Below are 21,838 nucleotides of genomic sequence, written 5' to 3' on the forward strand. Positions count from 1 at the left end.
CGCGCCTTTTTCCTTCCAGTCCGGGATCAGTTCGTTGATCGCGCGCGGATCCATCACCGCGCCCGACAGGATATGAGCCCCGATCTCCGAGCCTTTTTCCAGTACGCACACGCCAAGCTCGACGCCTTTCTCAGCCGCCAGCTGCTTCAGGCGGATCGCCGCGGACAGGCCAGCCGGGCCGCCGCCGACGATCACGACGTCGTATTCCATCGACTCGCGCGGGCCGTATTGTTCGATGAGGCGAGCTTCAGTCACGATGTCCCCTCGCATTAGAACTGGTCTTCCGTCAGCGCCAGCACGCCCACGTTCTCCTGCGCGCCGACAATGGCCGCTTCGAACGCGAGTGCCTGCGGCAGGATCTGCGTGGCGAAACAGTGGATGGTCGCGATCTTCGCGCCGTAGAACGTCGGATCGTCACTGCATTTCTCAGTGGCCACCAGTAGCGCCCGTGCGAACTGCCAGCCTGCGAGCACGATGCCGGCCAACTTCAGGTACGACACACTGCCGGCGAACACGGCATTCGGGTCGTGCTGGGCTCGGGCAAGCACGAAATCGATAACGTTCGCCAGCGCGGTGCGGCCCGCCGCGAGATGACGGTAAAGCACCTGAAACTCTGGACTCGACTCATACGACGCATGCTCCCACAACGCTGCGAGGGCTTCGTCAATCTGCTCAATCAGCACTCTGGCGACTGCACCAGCGTCGCGCAGCGTCTTGCGGCCGACAAGGTCGTTCGCCTGGATCGCGGTCGTGCCTTCGTAGATCGTCAGGATGCGCGCGTCGCGGTAATACTGCGCGGCGCCAGTCTCTTCAATGAAGCCCATCCCGCCATGCACCTGTACGCCGAGGCTCGCGACGTCGATCGCCAACTCCGTACTCCACCCCTTCACGACCGGCACCAGATATTCGTAGATCGCCCGATGGTCGGCTCGCACTGCCTCATCGGCGTGACGGTGTGCGATGTCGCTGTAGGCAGCCGCGACGTAGGCGAGCGCACGGGCTCCTTCGGTCAACGCGCGCATCGTGGCGAGCATGCGGCGCACGTCCGGATGCTGGATAATCGCCACCGACTGTTTAGCCGAGCCGTCGACGGGCCGGCTCTGCACGCGCTCCTTCGCATAGGCAACGGCTTTCTGGTAAGCGCGATCGGCAACAGCGATGCCCTGTACGCCGACGCCGAAGCGCGCTGCGTTCATCATGATGAACATATACTCGAGGCCGCGGTTGGCCTCGCCGATCAGATAACCGACTGCCCCTCCCTGATCGCCAAATTGCAGCACTGCGGTGGGACTCGCCTTGATGCCCAGCTTGTGTTCGATGGACACACAATGCACGTCGTTGCGCGCGCCAGGGGTGCCGTCGTCGTTGATCATGAACTTCGGCACGATGAAGAGCGAAATGCCTTTCACGCCCTCCGGCGCATCTGGCAGGCGTGCGAGCACAAGGTGCACGATGTTCGCGGCCATGTCATGCTCGCCCCAGGTGATGAATATCTTCGTGCCGAAGATGCGATATGTGCCGTCGCCTTGCGGTTCGGCACGCGAGCGCACAAGCGCGAGATCGGAGCCGGCCTGCGGTTCAGTGAGGTTCATCGTACCGGTCCACTCGCCAGAGATCAGCTTAGGCAAGTAGCGTTGCTTCTGTTCCTCGCTGCCCGCGATCAACAGCGCCTCGATCGCGCCGTCGGTCAACAAGGGGCAAAGTGCAAGCGACAGGTTCGCAGCATTCAGCATTTCCATACACGGCGTGGCAAGCAGTTTCGGCAAGCCCTGACCGCCATATTCGATGGGATGAACCACACCCTGCCAGCCGCCGTCCGCGAACTGCTGAAATGCCGCCTTGAAGCCGGGCGTCGTGGTGACCGCGCCATCCTTCCAGCTGCTCGGGTTCCTGTCGCCTTCGAAGTTCAGCGGCGCCAGCACGTCCGCGTTGAAACGGGCGGCTTCTTCGAGCACCGCCTGCGCAGTGTCGACTGTCGCGTCCTCGAAGCCGGGCAGCACGGTTATGTGATCGAGACCAGCGAGTTCATTGATAACGAACAGCATGTCCTTGATAGGCGCGGAATAGCTCATCCTGTGTCTTCCCAGTGGTGGAAATTGAAAGGGATGCCATGACACTGGAACGCCAGGTCCCGCACGGCAACGATTGACGGGAATCGTAGCTTCGAACATGGCGAATCCGGCTGACCAAACCGGACCATCTATTGACAAAGTCGGCCACGGGATACGAGCAAGCCGGTTGCGTCGCCTTGGCGCGGCGCGCTCATGACGGCCGGCGCGCGACAACACCGGCCCTATCGTGCAGCCTCGCTGGTATCCATGAAATCAGGCGCCGCGCCTATATGCGCCGGGTGTGCTGCCCGTCCAGTGCCGAAAGGCCCGATGGAAGGCGGTCGGATCATCGAAACCGATGTCGCCGGCGATCGCCGCGATCGCGTCCTCGGTTCCCGTGAGACGCTGAATCGCGATATCTCGTCGCAGCTCGTTCTTCAACGTCTGATACGCCGCGCCCTCTGCGGCGAGATGGCGGCACAACGTCCGCACCGAGCAATGCAGACCCCGCGCGGTTTCCTCGATCGACGGCAAGTCGGGCAGCCGGGAGGCCAGGTGTTCTCTGACACGGTGGCTCGTGAGCTGTTCGTCGAACGCCACGAAGATCCAGTCTTCGGGTGCTCGCGCGAGAAACTTGCGCAAATTCGCCTTGCGCTGGCGAATCGGCATGTCGAAGAAGGATGCGCTGAACCGCATCAGCGTCTGTTCGCAGTCGAACTGGACAGGTCCAGGAAACAGGTAGAGATATTCATCCGCATGCGGCGGACACGGAAACGCAAAGCGGACTTGCAACAACGGAATCTTCTGGCCAACGAGCCAGGACGCCACGCCATGCGCGAGTTTCAGCATCAATTCCTGACCAAGGACGCTGACCGCCGCTGCTGCCGGGCCGAGCGCGACATCGGCCGCCAGAGCGCTGCGGCGCGACTCGAATCTGAAGTCATCGACCACGATATGCATGAACTGGCCGAACCGATGCATCGCGGTTTCCAGGTTCGGCGCGTCCAGCAGGCTCAGGCACAGGAATTTCAGCGTGCCATTGCGCAACGGCCGGGCGAATATGCCTGGCATTTCATCGTCGAACTCGATCGCCAGTGCGCGGTATAGCGCCGCGAACTGCGCCTCCGTCACGCGCGCGCCAGGTTCGCTCAACAGCGCGCGTGAGATGCTCGCTCCTTCCAGATACCGATCGACGACGTCTGGTTGGGCACCCACGCCATCGAGAAAACCTCGGACGAGGGAAATCGGTACGGTAGCGCCAGGTTGATGCATGGCCATGGTCGGATAGGGGCACGCTGGAAAAAGCAGTGAAGGCAACACATCGCTGCCCACAGCCTGTCACTATATAAGCGAACCCGGATCGACGTCGAGAATCACAAGTACGAGACACCCGCCACGGTCAGTCCCGCGTCGGCGCCGTCAGATAGGCGCGCTGCAGAGCCTGCACGGACCCGTACACGCTCTTTTACTCTTCGCTGCCAGTTCGACCATTGAGTACGACCTGCATACCCGAATCACTCGCAATTTTTTCGATGTCCATCGCACCTTCTTCTCAATGCCGGCGAATGTGCCGCCCTTCCTCATTCGGCCTTCAGAAAAACTCGCATCGTGGGCCGCTTCGGCGCGAGGGAAACACGCACCACGGCATGTTGTCAGTGTTGGCTCATATAGAGATTTTCTCGCCAACAGGGACAATGCCAGACTGGATTCGAATCGCCAGCGAATCTCTGCAGAACTCCGCGGTGAAAGGCGCGGCATCTTACGCGCGCCCGAAGTCGCCCATCAGCACGCCCGAACCTTATCCGGAGACCTCTATATCCGCGATTGGACGCAGCAGAACAAAACATGGTTCGTGGCAGAGCGCCTTCAGAAGCGCATGCTGTTCCTGATCCTGAAGCTGATCGTTTCAGTCGCGGCCTTTAATCTCGTGTCGTCGCTCGTCACGACCGTCACAAAGAAACAGGCAGACACCGCGATCCCGCGCACGCTACACGCTCAACCGGGATCAATCATGAAAATATTTGTGGTCCAGGGCATGACGATCGGACTCGTCGGAACGATGAGCGGCATGCTGGTGAGCTGCGCAATTGCGTTGAGTATTCCATGGGCATTGCCGGCCGTCGAATACTTGCTCGGCATTCAGTTTTTGACTCCACCCGTCTATTTTCTCAGCGAACTCCCCTCGAAGCTGATCGCAACCGACGTGATCGACATCGGCGTAACGGCGTTTCCAATGTTCGTCACTCGCGACGCTCTAACCGAGCTGGCGCAGTTCAAGGGTTCGCCCGGCGGAAGCACTGCGCTATGAGTGATCGACGGGGATGCGCAGTGGATCAGCCTCTACACAACCGTTGCAAACCGGGAGAGGAAACTCTGCCCAATGCATGGTGCCACGCGTGCCGGCAGAAGCGTCGATCCCGGATACCGCTGTAACGGGGGCACTTGCCAGGCTATGGCGTTGCTTGGCGCCTCGTGGCTTATGCGCGTGAAGCTAAACAGCGGCCCACCCAGAGGCTAGCGACTTTTGTGTGAAAATTGCCACCGCGCCCGAACACCTGTCGGGTTAATGCACGTTACAACTTCAGGTTCATCTCGGGCGCTCGCCAGCGGTGACATAACGCGCGGTCTCCGCATCTGTTCGTCTGACCAAAGAATATTGCGTTTAATGGCGAGAACGCTGTATTTTCCCGTCATGTGGTTTTTATTTGACCGCCAAGGCACCCGGATTCAAATGAGGAAATATACATCCCTCTCGTCCGCGCGGGACCAAAGGCGATTTATCGTCAGATGAGAAATCGGCTCGAAGGAACTTCCTTCCGGAAAGGAAGGCTCATCTACGATTCCGCTAAACGGGAGTATCGGCCGGTTTTTAAACTATTCATCGTCGTTTTCGTCTGGAATGTTACCCAGACGATTAAACAGCCGGGGCGCGATCCGTTGCGGCATCGCGCCACCGGTAAAACACTCACATCACCCGATGCGCGCGTTGGTGACCGTCACCGTCGGGCCGCCCTTGTCCCAGTCTTCCAGGCTCATCGCGCGTTTCCAGACCGGATTGGCGCTGGTAATCGATCCATTCACGACGTAGCCATTCAAGTGAAGGCCCTGGACGTTGAATGAGCCGCCGGGACTTCCCGTATCCGTATGACCGGTAATGCTGATGCTGACCGTCTTGCTGACCGGACCCGGCAAGAATCCGAAATAAATGAGAATCCCGCCGCCGGCGCAGTTATTCGTCGTCGGGCTGACGATGCGGATGTTTTCAAACACGGCGGTATTATCATTCGGTTCGATATCGAGACCGCATCCGGGTTGCGTTCCGCCAATATTTTCCCAAAGCGGAGTATTGAACGTAATCCCGCTGCCACTGATAATCGATACGCCCTGACGACGACATCCGCTCGCGTGGTGAGAATTGACAGTAATGTTCTTGCTGTAGGTGCTACTCTGTCTATCGCTATTATTGATATAAATGCCGTCGCCCCAGCAATTGATCGTGGTCGGAGACGTAATGGTGCAATTCGTTGCGCCATTAATCGAAATCCCCATTCCCCATTCACCCGACTTCGCCGAATTCAATTCCTTGCTGCCGTCGAGATACGGGCTTTCGAGCGTGACGTTGTTCACATCCGCCAAACGCAGGATTTCATAAGTGTCGGTATTGTGCGGCAGCAGCTTGATCGAAGCGCCGCTCGCAAACCGCACGTGGCTATTGGTGCGCAGGTCGAGGCCGGCCGAATCGATCCGGCTCTTTCCGGTAATCAGCAAAATCTGCCCGATGGAGCCGTCGATCGCGCGCTGGAGCGCGACGCGGTCGTTGGTGGTTCCATCGCCCTTGACGCCGAACGACGTGTCGAGAAGAACGCCTTCGGTGCTTGCCGGCGTGCTCGCTGCGCCAGGCGCGCTCGCCGTAGCCGGTGCGCTTGCCGTGGCCGGTGCGCTCGCGCCGCTCGAGGAACTGGCGCCGCGCGGGTTCGAGGCGCCGCCGCCGCGTCGGCCTCTGTTCGCCACCTCATCGACATTGGCGGGATCGCTGCCGCCGCCGCATGCGGCAAGCACAAGCGCGCCGCTGCTGGCCAATAAAGCTGTCAGGAATTTACGACGGACCGCGAGTTGAGTGTCAGAAACTGAGGGTGTTGCAAGTGATGTATTCTTAATCATCCAAGTCTTTCCAACTATGCCGGCGCGATCGAAAAGCCAAACCCAAGCAGACGACCTCGACCGCACAGGCGTTTAAAGGGAAATTAAGCGAGATAACGGGCGCAAAAAGCCCGAACGCTTACATACGCATTGCCCCGCATATTCGGCGATTCGAATACGCGAAGGTGCGAGCGAATTCCCGAAAAGATCTCTGCTTAAAGCAAAGAGAGCTTCGGGATTGGTAAAGCAGGGTCTTCCGGAAGGTGTCGCCAGACTTGCATTTCGATGGCGCAGAAGCGCCGATGAGAGCAGAGCAATAGCTAGACGGTAAATTATTACCGTCTTTTAACAATCGTATCAGATTACCAATGTCAGTTCTACGTCACACTTGTTACAACATGTACGTCATATCATCATACTTTTTTACAAACACGGAACAAATTTCCTGAGCATCCCCACTTGCATGGATTTCAATACCGATGATTTTGTATGTGGATTTTAAACGTATGAAGAATAACAGCGCATGTTGATATCATCAGATTAAATCAGATTTTAACTGTATGAGTAATTTGTTTGAAAGAAATTGATTGGAGAGATTGCGGCTGGAACACTCCTGGGTTCCACCCGCATGGCGGGCGCGGCGCGTCGCACCAGGCTCGCGACGCTCGTCAGACGCCGGCACCGAGGTCGCTATGCAACTGATGCTCTTTCCGATGGTTTCGCGGCGGCCGTTGGCATAGCGAGCGTTCACCGCCGGCGACTCGTCGGGCGCGATCTTGCGACCGAGAAAGCCTTGCGCGCAATTCAGCTCGACGTTGGGAAGAAGCGCGCAGTCTCCAATTCGTCGGCGACGCAGGCTGGCTCCGCCCTGCCCGTCCACTCCATGCCTTCGGTCAATTATGTTTTGAACGAAGGTTCGCGCGCGTACATGGGCACGCTTCCCCCGAAGATGTTCTCGCGAGTCATCCGCGCACCCTGTTGGAACAACGTGTCATAGCGTATTTATCTGTCGTCCGGCAGGCACCGGCGAACAGTCGCGTTCCGACAATGCCTCGCACTTGGCCATGAGCACCGTTTCCTCGCAAACACATTACTGCGTCTGGCAACAATGCTATGTGCGAACTCCCACAGTCCACTTGGCCTCACGATAAAGTTCGCCGGTTACGGGTAAGACCTTATCGACTCTTTTAAAGGCGATATGCGCAGTCCTTTAGCGCGTCCCTCGAGCGCTCGTTAAAAAGGCAAACGTGTCCAACCACCGTAGGGCTTTAGCGCCGCTCGGTGGCAACTGTTTGCGGCGCGATCTCATCAAGCCTGGTGTCCAGGTCAACTTCGCTCTGTGCTTCGTACTGTGTTGTTTAGCGCACCGAACTCATTTCTAAAGAGCGATCCAATCGACCAGAACGCTCAAAACAAAAAGAGGCTTGACACTCATGCGCTACGAGACAAGACCATTGCGCGGTGCAGTTGCAAAGGAAGTTGCAACATCCGCTCTTTGCCACCCGGCCCTAGCAGGCGACGATAACCAAGCCGGTCGAGGTAACCCATGAGGCCGATCGCATTCGGTGGACGATTTGGATGGCTTCATCCTGGGCACGGCACACATGGCGTGGTGATCTGCAGTCCTTTCGGTCATGAAGAGCCGTGGTGCCACAAGGGCATCCGCTACCTGGCCGAAGAGCTGTCGGCGTACGGCATTCCCGCGCTGCGCTTCGACTATCTGGCAACGGGAGACTCCGCAGGCGTCGACGGCAATGCCCAATATGTCGATGCCTTCGTGTCCGATGTCGTCGCGGCCGTCAAGCGGCTCAAGGAACAAACCGGTGTGACGAGCGTGACGCTCTGCGGCTTGCGTCTCGGCGCGACTTTGGCAGCACTGGCATCGTGTCAATGCGCGGCCGACTCGCTCGTGCTGCTCGCGCCTGTCACGCGCGGGCGCGCCTACCTGCGCGAACTGGCAGCGCTGCGCAAGGTGTGGCTCGACAATCTCGTCCCGCCCTTGCGTGCCACGCAGCGCGACAAGCCGTTCAACGTGCTGGGACAGATTTACAGCGACAGGCTTTGCAGTGAGCTGCACGCGCTCGATCTCTCGAAGGCAATGGACGAATACCCTTCGATTCCCGCACGCGTCCTCGTGCTCGATGCACGTCCCCGTGCAAGCGCCGCGCTGTGTTCGACGTTGCGCGGACGCGGCGTCGAAGTCGAAACGGGTGCGCTGGAAGGCTATTTCGAGTATGTGGATGAGACGAAGTCGTCGGTTGTACCGGCTCGCGCATTTGAACGGGCCGCGCACTGGATCGCGGACGGCGCCCCGGGTACGCGCGTTCAAAGGTCGGTGAACAAAGGCGCACGGCCGAGCGTATCCCTCGACGACGAAGCGATCATCGAGACGCCCGAAGCCCGCGAGCACCCGGTCATCTTCGGCGCCAACGGCCTGTTCGGCATCCTGTGCGAACCGCGCGGCAGGCTGGCGTTCGGGCCCGTCATGCTGATCACCAATACCGCCGGCAGCGTGCATCACGGCGATAGCCGGTTGTCGGTCCGTATTGCGCGGGAAATGGCTCGGCGCGGCATCGCATCGATGCGGATCGACGCGCGCGGCATCGGCGACAGTCCGCCGCGCACCGCACAAGGGCCGCTCGATCTGGTCCCATCGATCCATGCATCCACAACCATCGAGGATGTCGCGACGGCAGCCGCCTGGCTCAAGCGCAAGGGCTATCACACGGTCATCTCGTTCGGGATCTGCTCGGGCGCGTACAGCGCCTTGCGCGCATCGCTCGTGGAACCGTCTCTCATGGCCGTCATCGCGGTCAATATCGCGCGCTTTCACATACCCGAAGGCATGTCGATGGCGGACCTCGAGGAACTGCAGCGCAACTCGATGAAGCGTGTCGGGCCTGCGATATTCAAGCCGTCCAAGTGGTGGCTCGTCCTGAGCGGAAAGCGCAGGTTCCGGCCGATCGCGCAGGCCGTCGCTTCGAACCTGATCGCACGCCTGCGTTCGCATCGGCTGGGCGTGACCGGCAACCGTGCCGGCGCGGCCGAAGCCCATACGGACCCGCATGGCGTCGTTCACGCGCTCGAACGCAAGGGCGTGCAGACTCTCTTGATCTACGGTTCAGGCGACGAAGGGATGGAACAGCTCAACGCGCATTTCGGCAAGCGCGGAAAGAAGCTGTCGCGCTTGTCGAACGTCAAGGCAGTCGTTTTCGATGAGATCGATCACGCGCTTTTCGATCCGCGAGCGTCGGCGAAAGTCATTGCGCTAAGCGAGGCGTTCATCAAGGATCTGCATGAGAAGGCGGTGGCGCCCAAGGTCGTTGATCCGGTGTTGGCCGTGTCGCAGCAGCGTGAGCAAGAAGCCGGGGCCAGGGCATCCGACGACCGGTCAAGACAGGCTCCGTCTGTCTTGACCCGCGCTCCACTGCGGAGAAGGTGGTGAAAACGATTTATCGGGGTGCTGCCGGAGACCTGCGATGCAGACGCAATCGCAGCGGACTGCCCGAAACGATCGGCGGCGGCACATACACAGGGCTCGACTAGCAGCGGTGCGTCTTCACGGCGTTCGCGCAAATTCGCCGGCGGCGCAGGCTTAAACTTCATCCACGAGAGAAAGCCAGCGGACATACATTGACTTCAGTTCGGCGCGCGGGGTGGAACATGGTGCGCATCCAGCAGAACACCGACATTTCGCGGCAGATTTCGCTGTGGAACCAGGCGGGCAGATACGGCGTTTTAATTCTATTCGTCGAAATTTTATAACGAATATATCTCGCCGGAAGTATCCTCTGCACTCCCACCGATCATGACAGATTCCGCTGTACATGTCGGGCGGAGCCTATTTTACGCGGCCGTTCAAGGCGGCGCTTCCCGACCATTGTTACTTCGCCCGGCATCCGTTTTGAAGACGTGATTTATCCCCGGACGCTCATACGGTAATCCGTCCGCCCGTGACCGCCTTCCGGAAAATGAAGAAGCTGATTGCCGGCGAGGCGCTGGATCCGCTCGACCCGCGCACACGCCAGGCCATTGCGATTACGCCGCTGTTCGCGCTGATCGGACTCGGCGCCGACGGATTGTCCTCAGCCTGCTATGGTCCCGAAGAGGCGTTTCTCGCACTCGGACAGCACATGCCGCTCGCTCTGTTTCTCGCATCGGCGACGGCGGCCACCGTCTTCATCGTTTCGTTCGGTTACAGCCAGATCATCGAATTGTTCCCTGCTGGTGGCGGTGGTTATCGCGTCGCGACCGAACTGCTCGGCCCGCGCTGCGGCGTCGTGTCGGGTGCGGCGCTGCTGGTCGACTATGTGCTGACCGTCGCGACGTCCATCGCGAGCGGTGTCGAAGCCTTGTTCAGTCTGTTGCCGGCGACCGCACAGGCGTTCAAGCTCGTCACGGAGCTAAGCCTGATCGTATTGATGAGCTGCCTTAACTTCCGCGGCATGAAGCAGTCGATCCTTGTGCTGCTGCCGGTTTTCCTCGGCTTCGTCGTGCTTCACGCGGCACTGATCGTATATGGCGTGGCAGTCCACAGCGCTCAACTGGCGGCGATTGTGCCCGCCGCCGTGGGCGAGGCGCGCGGCATGTCGCATGCATTCGGCCCGCTCGTGGTCGCGGCGTTGCTGATGCGAGCGTTCTCGCTCGGAGGCGGCACCTATACCGGCCTTGAAGCCGTGTCGAACAACGTCAACATGATCGTCGAGCCGCGCGTGCGCAATGGCAAGTGGACCATGTTCTGCATGGCGGCGTCGCTCGCGTTCACGGCGGGAGGCATCATCATGCTCTACATGCTTTGGCACGCAAAGCCGGTCGAGGGCAAAACGCTCAACGCTGTGGTATTTGGCGGCGTGATCGATCATCTCGGGATGGCGTCGTCGCTTGCACGCCACGCCCTGCTGGCTGCAGTGCTTGCGTTGGAGGCAGGGCTGCTGCTCGTCGGTGCGCAAGCGGGATTTCTCGACGGACCCACGGTCCTGTCCAACATGGCAGCGGACTCATGGATGCCGCGTTATTTCCGCCACCTGTCGACGCGGCTGGTACGACGGAACGGCGTTGTCGTGATCGGCGTTGCGAATCTCGCGATCCTGGTATGGACGCACGGCGATGTGACCACACTCGTGGTGCTGTACAGCATCAACGTATTCCTGACGTTCAGCCTGTCGTTCCTCGGCCTGTGCATCCACCGGTGGAGCCGCCGCGACCGCAGAGGCTGGTTGCGGCCCTTTGCGCTGGCGGTGCTCGGTTTATCGACGACGGTCACAGTGCTAGCCGTGACGCTTGTCGAAAAGTTCACGGCAGGCGGCTGGCTGACCGTGCTGGTGACAGGCGTAGTGATCGCGTTGTGTTTTCTCGTCAGGCGTCACTACAGGGAAATCTCCACACAGCTGACGAAGGAAGACGCACTGTTTGCCGGCGCGGCGCCCGAGGTCGATGGCGACACGGCGCTCAGGCCGGACCCGTCCCGGTCAACCGCGATCGTGCTTGTCGACCGGCATCGCGGTACAAGCATGCATGCGTTGCTTTGCGTTGCGCGCATGTTTCCGGGAAGGTTCGACAACATGATCGTTCTGACAGTCGGCGAAGTGGACGCGCAAAGCTGGGAAGACGCGAAGCATATCGAGCATTTGCGGCAAGAGATGTCGTCGTCGCTTGCGTACTATATGGCCCAGAGCCGCTATCAGGGGTTTGCAGCAGATTTCCGGATCGAGTTCGTCACGCGTCCGATGGACGGGCTGGTGCGACTTACCGAGGCCACCATGAAAGAGTTCCCGAACAGTGTGTGTTTCGCCAGCGAGTTCGCCTTCAGGCGGCTCAACCTGTTGTCGGCATGGCTGCACAATCGAACTCCGGCCGGGATCCAGAAGCGCCTACAGTCGCAAGGCAGGCGGATGGTGCTCCTGCCAATGAAGATCGGTTGACGGGGCCTTGACGTGACGACCTGTCGCGATCAGCCAGGCAAACGCATCCCTGCACAACCGTCGAGCCAGTCGAGCACGATACGAAACACGTCGTCGCTGTTGGTGTCCATCATCATCATGTGCGTGTTGCCGCGCATGCCGAGCGCCGGCAGATCAATGCGTTGGCCTCGTCCGCCCGCCGCATTCCACGCAGCCATCGAGGCGTTCGCGCGAGCAGAATGCGCACGCCACGCTTCGTCTTCTTCGACGAAGTCGCCGAACACGACGAGCGCCGGCGTGCCCTGCAAACCGGCATCGAACGAAGCGGGCACGCCGTGCGGCTCCAGCGCGATGCATGCGCGCACCAGGTCGCGCGCCGCGTCGGCCGCGTCGAATACGAGTCCGCCACCCTGGCTAAAACCGAGCAGCACGCACGGACCAATACGTGTCACCACATCGATCAGCGCCTGCCGTTGCAGCGCCATGGTGCCAGGCCAACGCGGCACCGTTTGCGCGGACAGACTGCGCAGCGCACCGAGCGGGAAACGGTGGCCAGCGTAGCCGAAGCGGTAGATCTTCGCGGACTCCTCATCGCTGCGCGACAATGGCTGGTCGGGCCAGATATCGTCGAGTGCGCAGAATCCCGCGCGTCCGCGTTCGACGTTATCCACCACGTACACCGACACGCCCTCTTCCAGCAGCCGCTGGAGCCAGCCAGGCCTGCCGTCGGGCGTGTCTTCCCACATCGCGCCCGTCAGACCGCCGCCATGCATCAGCACGAGCGGCACCGGATAGCGCGGCGTGGCCTGCAGGAAATACTGCACGTAGGCCGCCTCGATCCAGTAAGTGCCGTTCGGATCGTAGTCGCGCGTCGATGTCGAAGACAGCGTGACCCGATACGGCGTGCGCCCGCTCACGCTCACACGCCGTCCGCCGACGAAGAAGCTGCCCGTCTTGCGCAGCGTGATCATCGGCCGCACCGGTTCATGTCACGGCTCGCCTGCCTGCCGCGCCTTCTGTTCATACGCGCACCGCGCTGAGCGTTTCAGCGGGAAACAATTCTTCCGGCTTCAGCAGCCGATGGCACACGCCCTGCTCATAGCCGAACTTGAGGAATGCCTCCAGCGTCGTGCGGTTAGGCTCGAGTCCGTATGGCCAGATATCCGGGCCAAACAGCGCTTGCGCTTCGGCGACACGCGACGGCATCCACGGCAGCGGAAAATGCGAGCAGGTGATATCGCTCAGCCGGTACAGGCTGTTGCGTTTCGCTTCTTCAAAGGCCTTCAGCAGATTGCCGGCAATCCAGCGGTGCTTTTCGAAAGTCTCGCGGCGCAGCACGATCAGATGCATGATCGGAAAGATCCGGGTCGCCTCGTAGTACGCGCGCTCCGCATCGACGAATTCGGGGTAAAGCCGCACGATCTCGTCCGCGCGAGCGCTGTCCGGCTCGGGCGGACGCGCGCTCATGACCGCATCGATCTTGTCGTCGAGCAGCAGCGACGTCAACGAATGCCGGGGCTCCGATCGATACGACACGCCCTCCGGCACCCGCACGTCGACCTTTTCCTTACGCCCCGCCTGGTTCACGCCGCCCTGCACCCATTCGATCTCGGACAGCGGAATGCCCAGCGAATGCGCGATCCAGCCGCGCGAATAGATCGCTGCGGTTTGCGCCCATTCGGGAATGCCGATGCGTTTGCCGCGCAAATCCTCCGGACGTCGCACCGCGCCGCCGCGGCGCACGTAGAGCGACGACTGCCGGAACGAACGCGACGGAAACACCGGCAAGCCGACGAGGCGATCGTCGCCTTGCGAACGCAACGACGAGTATTTGCCGAACGACATCTCCGAGACGTCCCACTCCTGGAAATGCGTCGTGCGATAAAAAATTTCCTCGACGTTCAGGATCGAAGGCAGCAGCTCGATGCCTTCGGGCTGCACGCGCCCGGTGACCAGATCGCGCACGTGGTCGTAATCGCTGACGGCGAGGCTCAAGGACAGTTTTGACATAGGGATTCTCGTAGAAGCGGAAATTTCAATGGGCGTTGGTCACGACCGCATGCGGTTGCGACGGACCGACGGTCAGCACCAGGGTCGCCGTCATCAGCACGGCCGCGCCGATCGCGACGAACATGATGCCGGGACCGCCCGACCACTGCTGCAGGAGGCCGGCCACGGCCGGGCCGAACATCGCGCCGACGCGTGATAGTCCGAGGAATATGCCGACGCCCGTGCCGCGCATTTCGGTCGGATAAGCCGACGCGACGAGGTTGTTCAGCACCATCTGCGAGCCGACCACGAATGCGCCCGCCCCGGCCACGGCAAGCAGCGTGGTCGTGCGGTCGGTCGCCCAGGCCAGCAGCGCGACCATCGCCGCGCCGAGCAGATACGACAGCGCGAGAACCTTGCGGCGGTCGCCGACGCGGTCGGCGGCGAAACCGGCAATCAGTCCGCCCGCCACCGCCATGCCGGCGAACAGCGAGCCGTAGGCGAAGCTCGAAGACAGATTCTCGCCGCGCTTGAGCATGATGGTCGGCAGCCAGCCCGACAGACCGTAAGCGGCGAACAGGCTCAACGCGCCGGCGGCCCAGAAACTCAAGGTACGCAGCCTGTAATCGTGCGCCAGCAACTGACCGAGCGGACTCTTGTGCAAAAGCGTGCCGCCCGCGGCGAACTCACCCACGTCGTACGCAGCGGCGCGTTCCGGACGCAACTTGTAGAGCAGCGGCTTCAACTCCTCCCACCGGCCGCGATTGGCGAGAAAGCGCGGCGACTCCGGCAGCCATAGCTGGATCGCCATCGCGAACACCAACGCAATGCCGCCGACGTAGTAAAGGCTCTGCCATCCGTAATGCGGCGTGAGCCAGGCCGCGATCAGCCCCGCCGACGACGATCCGCTCACCCACCCGAGCGAGAAGAACACGATCGTGAAGACGTTGGACGAGCGCGTCGGCGCGATCTCGTTGATGTAGGTGACGGCGAGCGGCATCAGCAGGCCGAGTGCAAGCCCCATTGTCAAACGCAGTGCGATGTACGACGCGAGATCGTGCGCGAACAGCGCGATCGCGAGACTCATCACACCGGAGCCCCAGCAGCCGAGCAGCAGGATCTTGCGGCGTCCGAAGCGGTCGCCGAGCAGACCGCTGACGGCCGACCCGGCGGCGAACCCGGCAAGCCCGCTCGACAGCATCACGCCGATACGCACCGGCGACAGGCCCCACGGTCCCGCCACGTAGTGAACGATATACGCCGAGTTGTACAGATCGTAGCCGTCGAACAACAGAATCAGCGAGATCAGGACACCCAGACGAATGTGGAAGCCGCCGAGGCGCGCCTCCGCCAGTTCCTGCCGAACATCGATGCGGCCGGCCGGCATCGACACTTTAAGTTGAGCCATGATCTTCTCCACTCTCAGAAACTGTGTTTGATGCCGACCATTGCGCCGGTCTGGTTGCTGCCCGTCGTCACGTCGCCGAGCGCGCGCACGCCGACGTTCAGGCCGTTGGAATTGCTGACATACGAGACCTCCGCGTAGAGGTCGGTGCGCTTGGACAGAAAATAGTCGGCGAGCAGCACGCCGCTCGTGGCCTTCTGCCCGCTGCCGCGAATGCGCTCCTGATAGCCGCCGAGCGACAGCGTCAGCGGCGTGCTCGCTTGCCACGTGGCGCCCAGCCAGTACAGTAGCGAGCTTTGCAGCGTCGTGCTGTTGCGGATGTTGAGCCAGCGCGTGCCGACATAGGCCTTCACCGGCCCGAACGCGTACGATCCGCCACCCACCACACGCATCTGCGTGACGTCTTGCGTGGCGATCGAAGTGCCCTGCATCTGGTCGTACGCGACCCCGACATTGGCGGGGCCGCCCGCGTATTGCAGCGCGAAGCTATATTCGCGACCGACCTTCGAGTCGCCGGGCACCTGCGCGCCGTTCGCAATCGTCGAATCGAAGCCCGTGCTGTACAACGCGGCGAACGTCACACCCGAAAACCTCGCCAGATATCGCACCGAATTGTCCGCGCGGCCTACCAGCGTCGGATCGTAACCCTGCGCCGAATAGCTCGGATTGAAGTTGAGCGGGTCGTACACGTACATCAACTCGTAGAGAAGATTGTACTGACGGCCGAGCGTCACATCGCCGTACGGTGTGCTCAAGCCGACGTACGCCTTGCGTCCGAACATCCGGCCACCCTGTCCGAGCGCGCCGTTGTTGATCGAGAAACCGTTCTCCAGGTCGAACACGGCCTTCAGTCCGCCGCCCAGATCTTCCTGGCCGCGCAAGCCCCAACGCGAACCGGCTAGGCTGCCGGACTCCATGCGCACGGCGGTGCCGGAGGTGCCGTTGGGTCCGGGCACATGATTGACGACTTCGATACCGACGTCGGCGATGCCATAGAGCGTCACCGAACTTTGCGCATGCGCGGCCGGGACGGCGGCGCATGACACGGTGAACGCCGCGAGGGCGTGGCGCTTCTTCACGTTTGTGTCTCCAGGGTTATTGTATTGATGTTTGTTCGTTCGGATTCCGAATCTGATTACCGGGACGTAGCAAACCGACTGCCGGCAAGACCGCGCTACACGACACGCGCTATCCTGCCGGGATCAACGCGTCGTCAATCCAGCCGCGGCGGCTCGCGACGCGGCTGCGGCAGCGGCGCGCCGAGCCCCGCCTGACTTGCGAGCGCGTACAGACGCAGACCGAGCGCAAGGTCCGACACGCCCATGCCCATCGCCTTGAACACCGTGATATCGTCGGACGCCGCGCGCGCGAGACGTTGCGCGACTACGTCGCAAAGCGGGGTCACCGCGCTCCAGCCATCGCGCGCGCCGTATGCGCGCGCGAACTCCGTCGACAGCCGCTTTGCCGCGCCGAGGTCGTCGACCACGGCACGCGTGCAGCGGGCGAACACATCGTCGGCGAGTTCGATCCGCTCTTCCGTGATCGCCCCCACCGCATTCACGTGTGTGCCGTATGCCAGCGCCGTTGCCGGCAGAAACGCTTCGGTGGCGCGTGTCACGGTCGTCACGATCGGCGCATCGCGGACCGCGGCTTCCACTGACGCCGCTTCGACGATTTCGATGTCGAACCTGGCGCGCGCCTGCTCGACGAACGCGCGGCGTTTGGCGGGCGTCGGACTGTACACGCGCACCAGCTTCAGCGGTCGCACCGCGGCCACCGCCGCGAGTTGCGCGAGCGCCTGCTTGCCGGTCCCGATCAGCGCGAACACGTCCGCATCGGGCCGCGCGAGCCATTTCGTCGCGACGCCCGAAATGCCGCCGGTGCGCATCTGGCCTAGCGCGAACGCCTCCAGAATGGCCCTCAATCGGCCGTTCCCGCTATCGAACAGAATCAGCAGCGGACACGCGCCGCCCTCCGTATGCGCCCACGTCTTGGTACCGACGATCCCGGCCTGCTGGTACGCCGCGCCGATCGCGTGCAGATTGTTGTGCCCCCACGCGACGTGCGTCTTGCCCATGTTGCGCGCCGCCCCGCTCGCCTGCTGCGCGAGCCCGTCTTCGAGCGCTTCGATGGCGCCGGAGAGGTTCATCAGCGAAACGATCTGTTGCTCGGAAATCCACACCGGCGTGCTCGCAGCGTTCATTGCTCGCCCTCGAAGATGGAAGGCACCGGCGGCTTCAGCCCCAGCGTATTGACGGCAAGCGCATGCGTGACGTAGCGGCCGATCAGCATCACGAAGGCCATCGCTTCAGCGGGGCTCAGCAAACTCGCGAGCTTGTCGAACTCCGCTTGCGCTTCGAGCCCGCGCGTGCGCAGCGCCTTGAGCGCGTAGGTTTGCGCGGCCTTTTCGAGGTCGCTCAGCTCCGTTGCCACGGCGGGATCGAGCCGGTTGACCTGCGCGATCCACTCGCGCGAAAAACCGAGCTTCTCGCTCAGCCGTTCGTGCTGGTGGCGCTCATAGCGGTTCTCCATGTAGCTCGCCACGGTCAGCGCGCCGAGTTCGGTCAGACGGTCGGGCAATGCGTGTTTGAGCGCATCGGTGAAATGCATGAATTGCAGCGTCACCTCGGGCGCATGCCCCACGCACTTGAACAGCTCGCCGAGATAGCGCAACCGCTCGACGCGCGGCGTCAGATAGGCGGCCAGATCGGGCCGCATGCCGGCCATCTCCAACCGTGGGATCCTGTCGCTCATCTTTGTCTCCGGATCGTTGTGGTTCGGGTTATCGCGACACGCTCAGAGCAGCCCGGCGCGATCGAGCACGCCGTCGAGCCGCGCTTCGAGTTCGCGCGTGGCGGGCATCATCGGCAGGCGGTGCTCGTTGGCGGGAATCAGGCCCATCCGCTTCATCATGTACTTGATCGGGATCGGGTTCGTGTCGTAGAAGACCGACTGGTTCAGCTCGAACAGCGCGAAGTGCAGTTTGCGGGCAGCCGCGTAGTCGTCACGCTCGACGGCTTCGACCAGATCGGCGACCTTGCGCGGCGCGAGGTTGCCGACCGCGTTCATCAGACCGCACGCGCCGACCGCGAGCATCGGATAGCTCAACTCTTCGAGACCGACGAACACGCGCCAGTCGGGCCCAAACGCGGCGAGCATGTGCGTGACGAAACCCATGTCGTTGACCGCGTGCTTCATACCGGCCATGTTCGGCACGCGTTCCCGGATCGCCTTGACAGTCGCCAGATCCAGGCTGACCGCGGCGCGGCCCGGGATGTGATAGATCAGCAACGGCCGCTCCGTGCGCGCGCCGATGTCCGCGTAGTACTCAACGAGGCCGCGTTGCGGCGGACGGATGTAGTACGGCGTGACCACCAGCATCGCGTCGGCACCGGCCTTATCAGCGTGCTGCGTGAGCTCGACGGTTTCGGCATGCGACTGCGAACCGGTCGCGGCCAGCACCGGCACCCGGCCCGCGGCGGCCTCGACGGCCACGTCGACCAGACGGTTGCGCTCGGCGACCGTCAGCAGGCTCGGCTCGGCCGTCGTACCGTTGACGAGCACGCCGTGCCCGCCGTTGACGATCTGCCAGTCGACGAGCCGCGCATAGGTTTCGTAATCAACCGCCTGGTTGCGGAACGGCGTGACGATCGGCGTGATCGAGCCTTTCAGCCATGAGATATCGCGCATGATTCGGATTCCTTGTCGATGGCGCCGCTTACGCGGCCTTGGCGGAGTTCGCGCGATTGGTCGAAAAACCCGTCTGCGTACCGAGCAGCGCGGGCGGCTCCTTCAAGCTCTCCTGCCACAGCAGCGATTGCATGTAGATGTTCAGCGGCTGGTCCTGGATGGTCAGCTCGTACACGTAATCGTCGTACGACGCGTGGTTGTGCACGGCCCAGCCCGGTGCCGACAGCATCAGGTCGCCGGCTTTCCACTCGTAGCGGTTGCCCGCCACCATGCTGTAGCCGGAGCCGGAGAAGTAATAGTTGATCGCCGACGACACATGACGATGCGGACGGTCGACGATCTTCGGCGGGCGGATCGTCATCGTCGCGAAGAAGTTCGGCGTGATGCCGTTGGTGCGGCCCGTGACCGGGTTGTACATCATGTACAGCCGCCGGCCGACGTACTCGCTGCCGAGCGCCTCGAGCTTGTCGAGTTCGTTCTTCACCTGTTGCCACGGAAAGTGCAGCGGACGCGAGTCGACCACTTGCGGATTGATCAGCGTTTCGTACGGCATCAGCAGACCGCCGTCGTCGCCGATTGCAAACGTGCCGAACGGATTGCGGCGCTTCGGATCGTCGCTCGCATGCGCGGTGACCGTTTCAGTCGGCACTTCAAGTTCGACGCCGAACTCGGGCACGTACACCTCCATGTGCTGCAGCAACGGGATGTTCGAATAGACGAGCCGCACCTGGATGTCACTGGTGTCGTTCGTATGCGAGTACGCGACGAAGGCCGGATGATTCCAGACGTCGTATTGACGGAACGCGATGGTGCGGCCCGCGACGCGCGTCGAACCGCCGCCGCGTATGCAGAAATTCACCTCGGTTGCGTTGTGGCGCATCGACTCGGTGGTTTCGCCGGGCAGCAGCACCTGCAACGACACCTGAATGCCGGGCGCGAGTCCCGGCGAACCGTCGCGCGCGGATGGATGAACGATCAGGGAATGACGGCGGCCGTCGTGCGGCTTCGGCAATGCGGCCAGCCGCGCGACCTCCGCATCGATCTGCTCGCGGCTCACGATAACGGGTGCCCAGTAGTGATTGTCGCGGGGGCGCTGGCCCGTCTGGTCGACGAAGCTTACTTGCGCCGGCCCGAATTCGCGTTTCAGGTCATGCATCGGAAGGTCTCCTCAAGGCAACCGTCCGAAGCTCGGCCGGACAGTCGCGGGAATGGAATCGAGGCTTGAAAATTACTCGCCAGCGATTTATCAATCAAGATTGATATTTCAAATCAACATAAAATTGTTTCGGATCTCCATTGGCGTTGCGATGCGGCTGACTAGCCCGTTTATCCGCATTAATATGGACTTTCAATCAGACGTCGCGTACCCTTTGGCGATGAATTTATATTGATTGTATTGATTCCATGACAACCAAAGATCTGATGACACGCGAGGAAGTGCTAGCACGGCTCAACATCAAGCCAGCCACGCTTTACTCGTACGTAAGTCGTGGAATGATCGGCACCGCGCGGCACGACGACGGCCGCCGCAGCCTGTACGTGCGCGCCGACGTCGAACGCGTGGGCAGTCGCAAGCGCGGACGCATGCCGAAGGCCGCGTCCGCGGAATCGACGATGCGCTGGGGCGAACCGGTGCTCGCGTCGGCGATCACGCACATCACGCCGCAAGGCCCGCTGTATCGCAACCGCTCGGCCGTCGAGATGGCGAAGGCGGGCTCGTCGTTCGAATCCGTCTCGCAGTTGCTGATGACCGGCGTCTGGCAAGACGGCGTCACCGCATGGGGCACGCTCGACACGCCGCAAGCGGTGCTGCCGCTGTTCGGCGCCTATGCGGGCAAGCTGGAAGGCAGCGACATCGCCAATCTGCTCGGCATGGTGCCGCTCGCGCTCGGCATGCAAGGGCGCGGCGCGGCGGAAATCTCCGACGGCAGCGCTGTGCAGGCCGCGCGCCTCATCATGCAGACAATGGCGGGCTGCCTCGGCTTTCTGAGCAACCAGCGTGCATTCGTGATGCGCGAGCGCGGCGAGAGCCTCGCGGCCTATCTGCTGCGCGCGGCGGGCGGCGCCTGTACGCCCGATGCCGTCTTCGCGATCAATGGCGCGCTCACCGTACTCGCCGACAACGAGCTCGCCCCGGCAACCTTCGCCGCGCGCGTCGCGGCGTCGACCAATGCCGATCTCTACAACTGCATTGCGGCGGCGATCGGCTCGCACGTCGGCTTCTCGACCGGCACCGCAACCGAGAAAGTGGAAACGCTGTTGTTGCGCGACGTGTCCCACTCCGACCCAGTCGCCCGCCTGCAACTCGTGCGCGAAGTCGGCGCGAGCCTGTTCGGCTTCAACCATCCGCTGTATCCGGAGGGCGACGTGCGCGCCAATCTGGTTCTCGAACAGGTGCGCGCGCTGGCGAACTCGACGCCGGACACCGCCCCGACGCTCGAATTCCTCGCGCTCGCCGAGGAACGGCTGTCGATGCATCCGGGCGTGGCGATCGCGCTCGTCGTGCTGGCGCGTGCGCTCGGGCTACCGGACGGCACCGCTACCGCGCTCTGGATCATCAGCCGCACGGCCGGCTGGGTCGCGCATGTGCTGGAGCAGCGCGCGCAAGCCTTCCTGTTGCGGCCGCGCGCGAAGTACATCGCGGGATTGCGCATGTAGCCGCG

The 21,838-nt window shown here is 62.1% G+C and carries 16 protein-coding genes and 1 pseudogene; 4 read left to right on the plus strand and 13 right to left on the minus strand.

The genetic code is table 11. The annotated features are described in order from the left end of the window. The 3 genes from PQR32_RS07830 to PQR32_RS07840 all read right to left on the minus strand — a co-directional run. A partial coding sequence (locus PQR32_RS07830; protein WP_408224047.1) for an NAD(P)/FAD-dependent oxidoreductase occupies positions 1-255 on the minus strand: 255 nt, incomplete at its 3' end. Positions 256-269: 14 nt separating this feature from the next. Continuing rightward, a complete protein-coding gene (locus PQR32_RS07835; protein WP_408224050.1) occupies positions 270-2,072 on the minus strand; it encodes an acyl-CoA dehydrogenase in 1,803 nt (600 codons plus the stop codon). Positions 2,073-2,324: 252 nt separating this feature from the next. After that, a complete protein-coding gene (locus PQR32_RS07840) occupies positions 2,325-3,323 on the minus strand; it encodes an AraC family transcriptional regulator (RefSeq protein WP_408224053.1) in 999 nt (332 codons plus the stop codon). A gap of 490 nt (positions 3,324-3,813) precedes the next feature. On the opposite strand from PQR32_RS07840, the pseudogene PQR32_RS07845 reads away from it, so the two are divergent. Further along, a pseudogene (locus tag PQR32_RS07845) lies at positions 3,814-4,309 on the plus strand (FtsX-like permease family protein); the annotation flags it as partial. Between the two features lie 712 nt (positions 4,310-5,021). Here PQR32_RS07845 and PQR32_RS07850 read toward each other — a convergent pair. Next, positions 5,022-6,212 carry a hypothetical protein gene (locus PQR32_RS07850; protein WP_408224056.1) on the minus strand — a complete coding sequence of 397 codons (1,191 nt, stop codon included), beginning with the start codon at positions 6,210-6,212 and terminating at the stop codon, positions 5,022-5,024. A gap of 514 nt (positions 6,213-6,726) precedes the next feature. Then, positions 6,727-7,071 carry a hypothetical protein gene (locus tag PQR32_RS07855; protein WP_408224059.1) on the minus strand — a complete coding sequence of 115 codons (345 nt, stop codon included), beginning with the start codon at positions 7,069-7,071 and terminating at the stop codon, positions 6,727-6,729. 666 nt (positions 7,072-7,737) lie between these two features. Between PQR32_RS07855 and PQR32_RS07860 the strand changes: the two genes are divergently transcribed. Together PQR32_RS07860 and PQR32_RS07865 are read left to right on the plus strand one after the other, a co-directional pair. Further along, positions 7,738-9,636, plus strand: coding sequence for a serine aminopeptidase domain-containing protein (locus PQR32_RS07860; protein WP_408224062.1), 1,899 nt, complete (start codon positions 7,738-7,740; stop codon positions 9,634-9,636). A gap of 526 nt (positions 9,637-10,162) precedes the next feature. Then, complete coding sequence (locus PQR32_RS07865; RefSeq protein WP_408224065.1) at positions 10,163-12,112, plus strand: APC family permease; 1,950 nt, start codon at positions 10,163-10,165, stop codon at positions 12,110-12,112. A gap of 29 nt (positions 12,113-12,141) precedes the next feature. Here the strand turns inward: PQR32_RS07865 and PQR32_RS07870 are convergent, their stop codons facing one another. From PQR32_RS07870 to PQR32_RS07905, 8 genes are all read right to left on the minus strand, one after another. After that, the gene (locus PQR32_RS07870; protein WP_408224068.1) at positions 12,142-13,062 is read right to left on the minus strand and encodes an alpha/beta hydrolase; all 921 of its coding nucleotides are present in this window, start codon (positions 13,060-13,062) and stop codon (positions 12,142-12,144) included. A gap of 49 nt (positions 13,063-13,111) precedes the next feature. Beyond that, positions 13,112-14,101, minus strand: coding sequence for a substrate-binding domain-containing protein (locus PQR32_RS07875; RefSeq protein WP_408224071.1), 990 nt, complete (start codon positions 14,099-14,101; stop codon positions 13,112-13,114). A gap of 25 nt (positions 14,102-14,126) precedes the next feature. Beyond that, positions 14,127-15,488, minus strand: coding sequence for an MFS transporter (locus tag PQR32_RS07880; RefSeq protein WP_408224074.1), 1,362 nt, complete (start codon positions 15,486-15,488; stop codon positions 14,127-14,129). Positions 15,489-15,502: 14 nt separating this feature from the next. Then, the gene (locus PQR32_RS07885) at positions 15,503-16,564 is read right to left on the minus strand and encodes a porin (protein ID WP_408224077.1); all 1,062 of its coding nucleotides are present in this window, start codon (positions 16,562-16,564) and stop codon (positions 15,503-15,505) included. A 134-nt stretch (positions 16,565-16,698) separates the two neighbouring features. Next, on the minus strand, positions 16,699-17,688 hold the full coding sequence (locus PQR32_RS07890) for an ornithine cyclodeaminase family protein (protein ID WP_408224080.1): 990 nt from the start codon (positions 17,686-17,688) through the stop codon (positions 16,699-16,701). Continuing rightward, positions 17,685-18,239: a hypothetical protein gene (locus PQR32_RS07895; protein WP_408224083.1), complete on the minus strand. Its 555-nt coding sequence runs from the start codon at positions 18,237-18,239 to the stop codon at positions 17,685-17,687. Before PQR32_RS07895 ends, PQR32_RS07890 begins: the two co-directional genes overlap by 4 nt. A 42-nt stretch (positions 18,240-18,281) precedes the next feature. Next, positions 18,282-19,175, minus strand: a complete 894-nt coding sequence (dapA, locus tag PQR32_RS07900) for a 4-hydroxy-tetrahydrodipicolinate synthase (RefSeq protein ID WP_408224086.1) — start codon at positions 19,173-19,175, stop codon at positions 18,282-18,284. Between the two features lie 28 nt (positions 19,176-19,203). Next, positions 19,204-20,331 carry a cupin domain-containing protein gene (locus PQR32_RS07905; RefSeq protein WP_408224089.1) on the minus strand — a complete coding sequence of 376 codons (1,128 nt, stop codon included), beginning with the start codon at positions 20,329-20,331 and terminating at the stop codon, positions 19,204-19,206. A 266-nt stretch (positions 20,332-20,597) separates the two neighbouring features. Here PQR32_RS07905 and PQR32_RS07910 point away from each other — a divergent pair, with 266 nt between their 5' ends. Continuing rightward, entirely contained in the window at positions 20,598-21,833 is a 1,236-nt protein-coding gene (locus PQR32_RS07910; protein WP_408224630.1) for a citrate/2-methylcitrate synthase, read from the plus strand. The last annotated feature ends 5 nt before the right edge of the window (positions 21,834-21,838 follow it).

The organism is Paraburkholderia dipogonis (assembly GCF_046027395.1).
Lineage (GTDB): Bacteria > Pseudomonadota > Gammaproteobacteria > Burkholderiales > Burkholderiaceae > Paraburkholderia > Paraburkholderia dipogonis_A.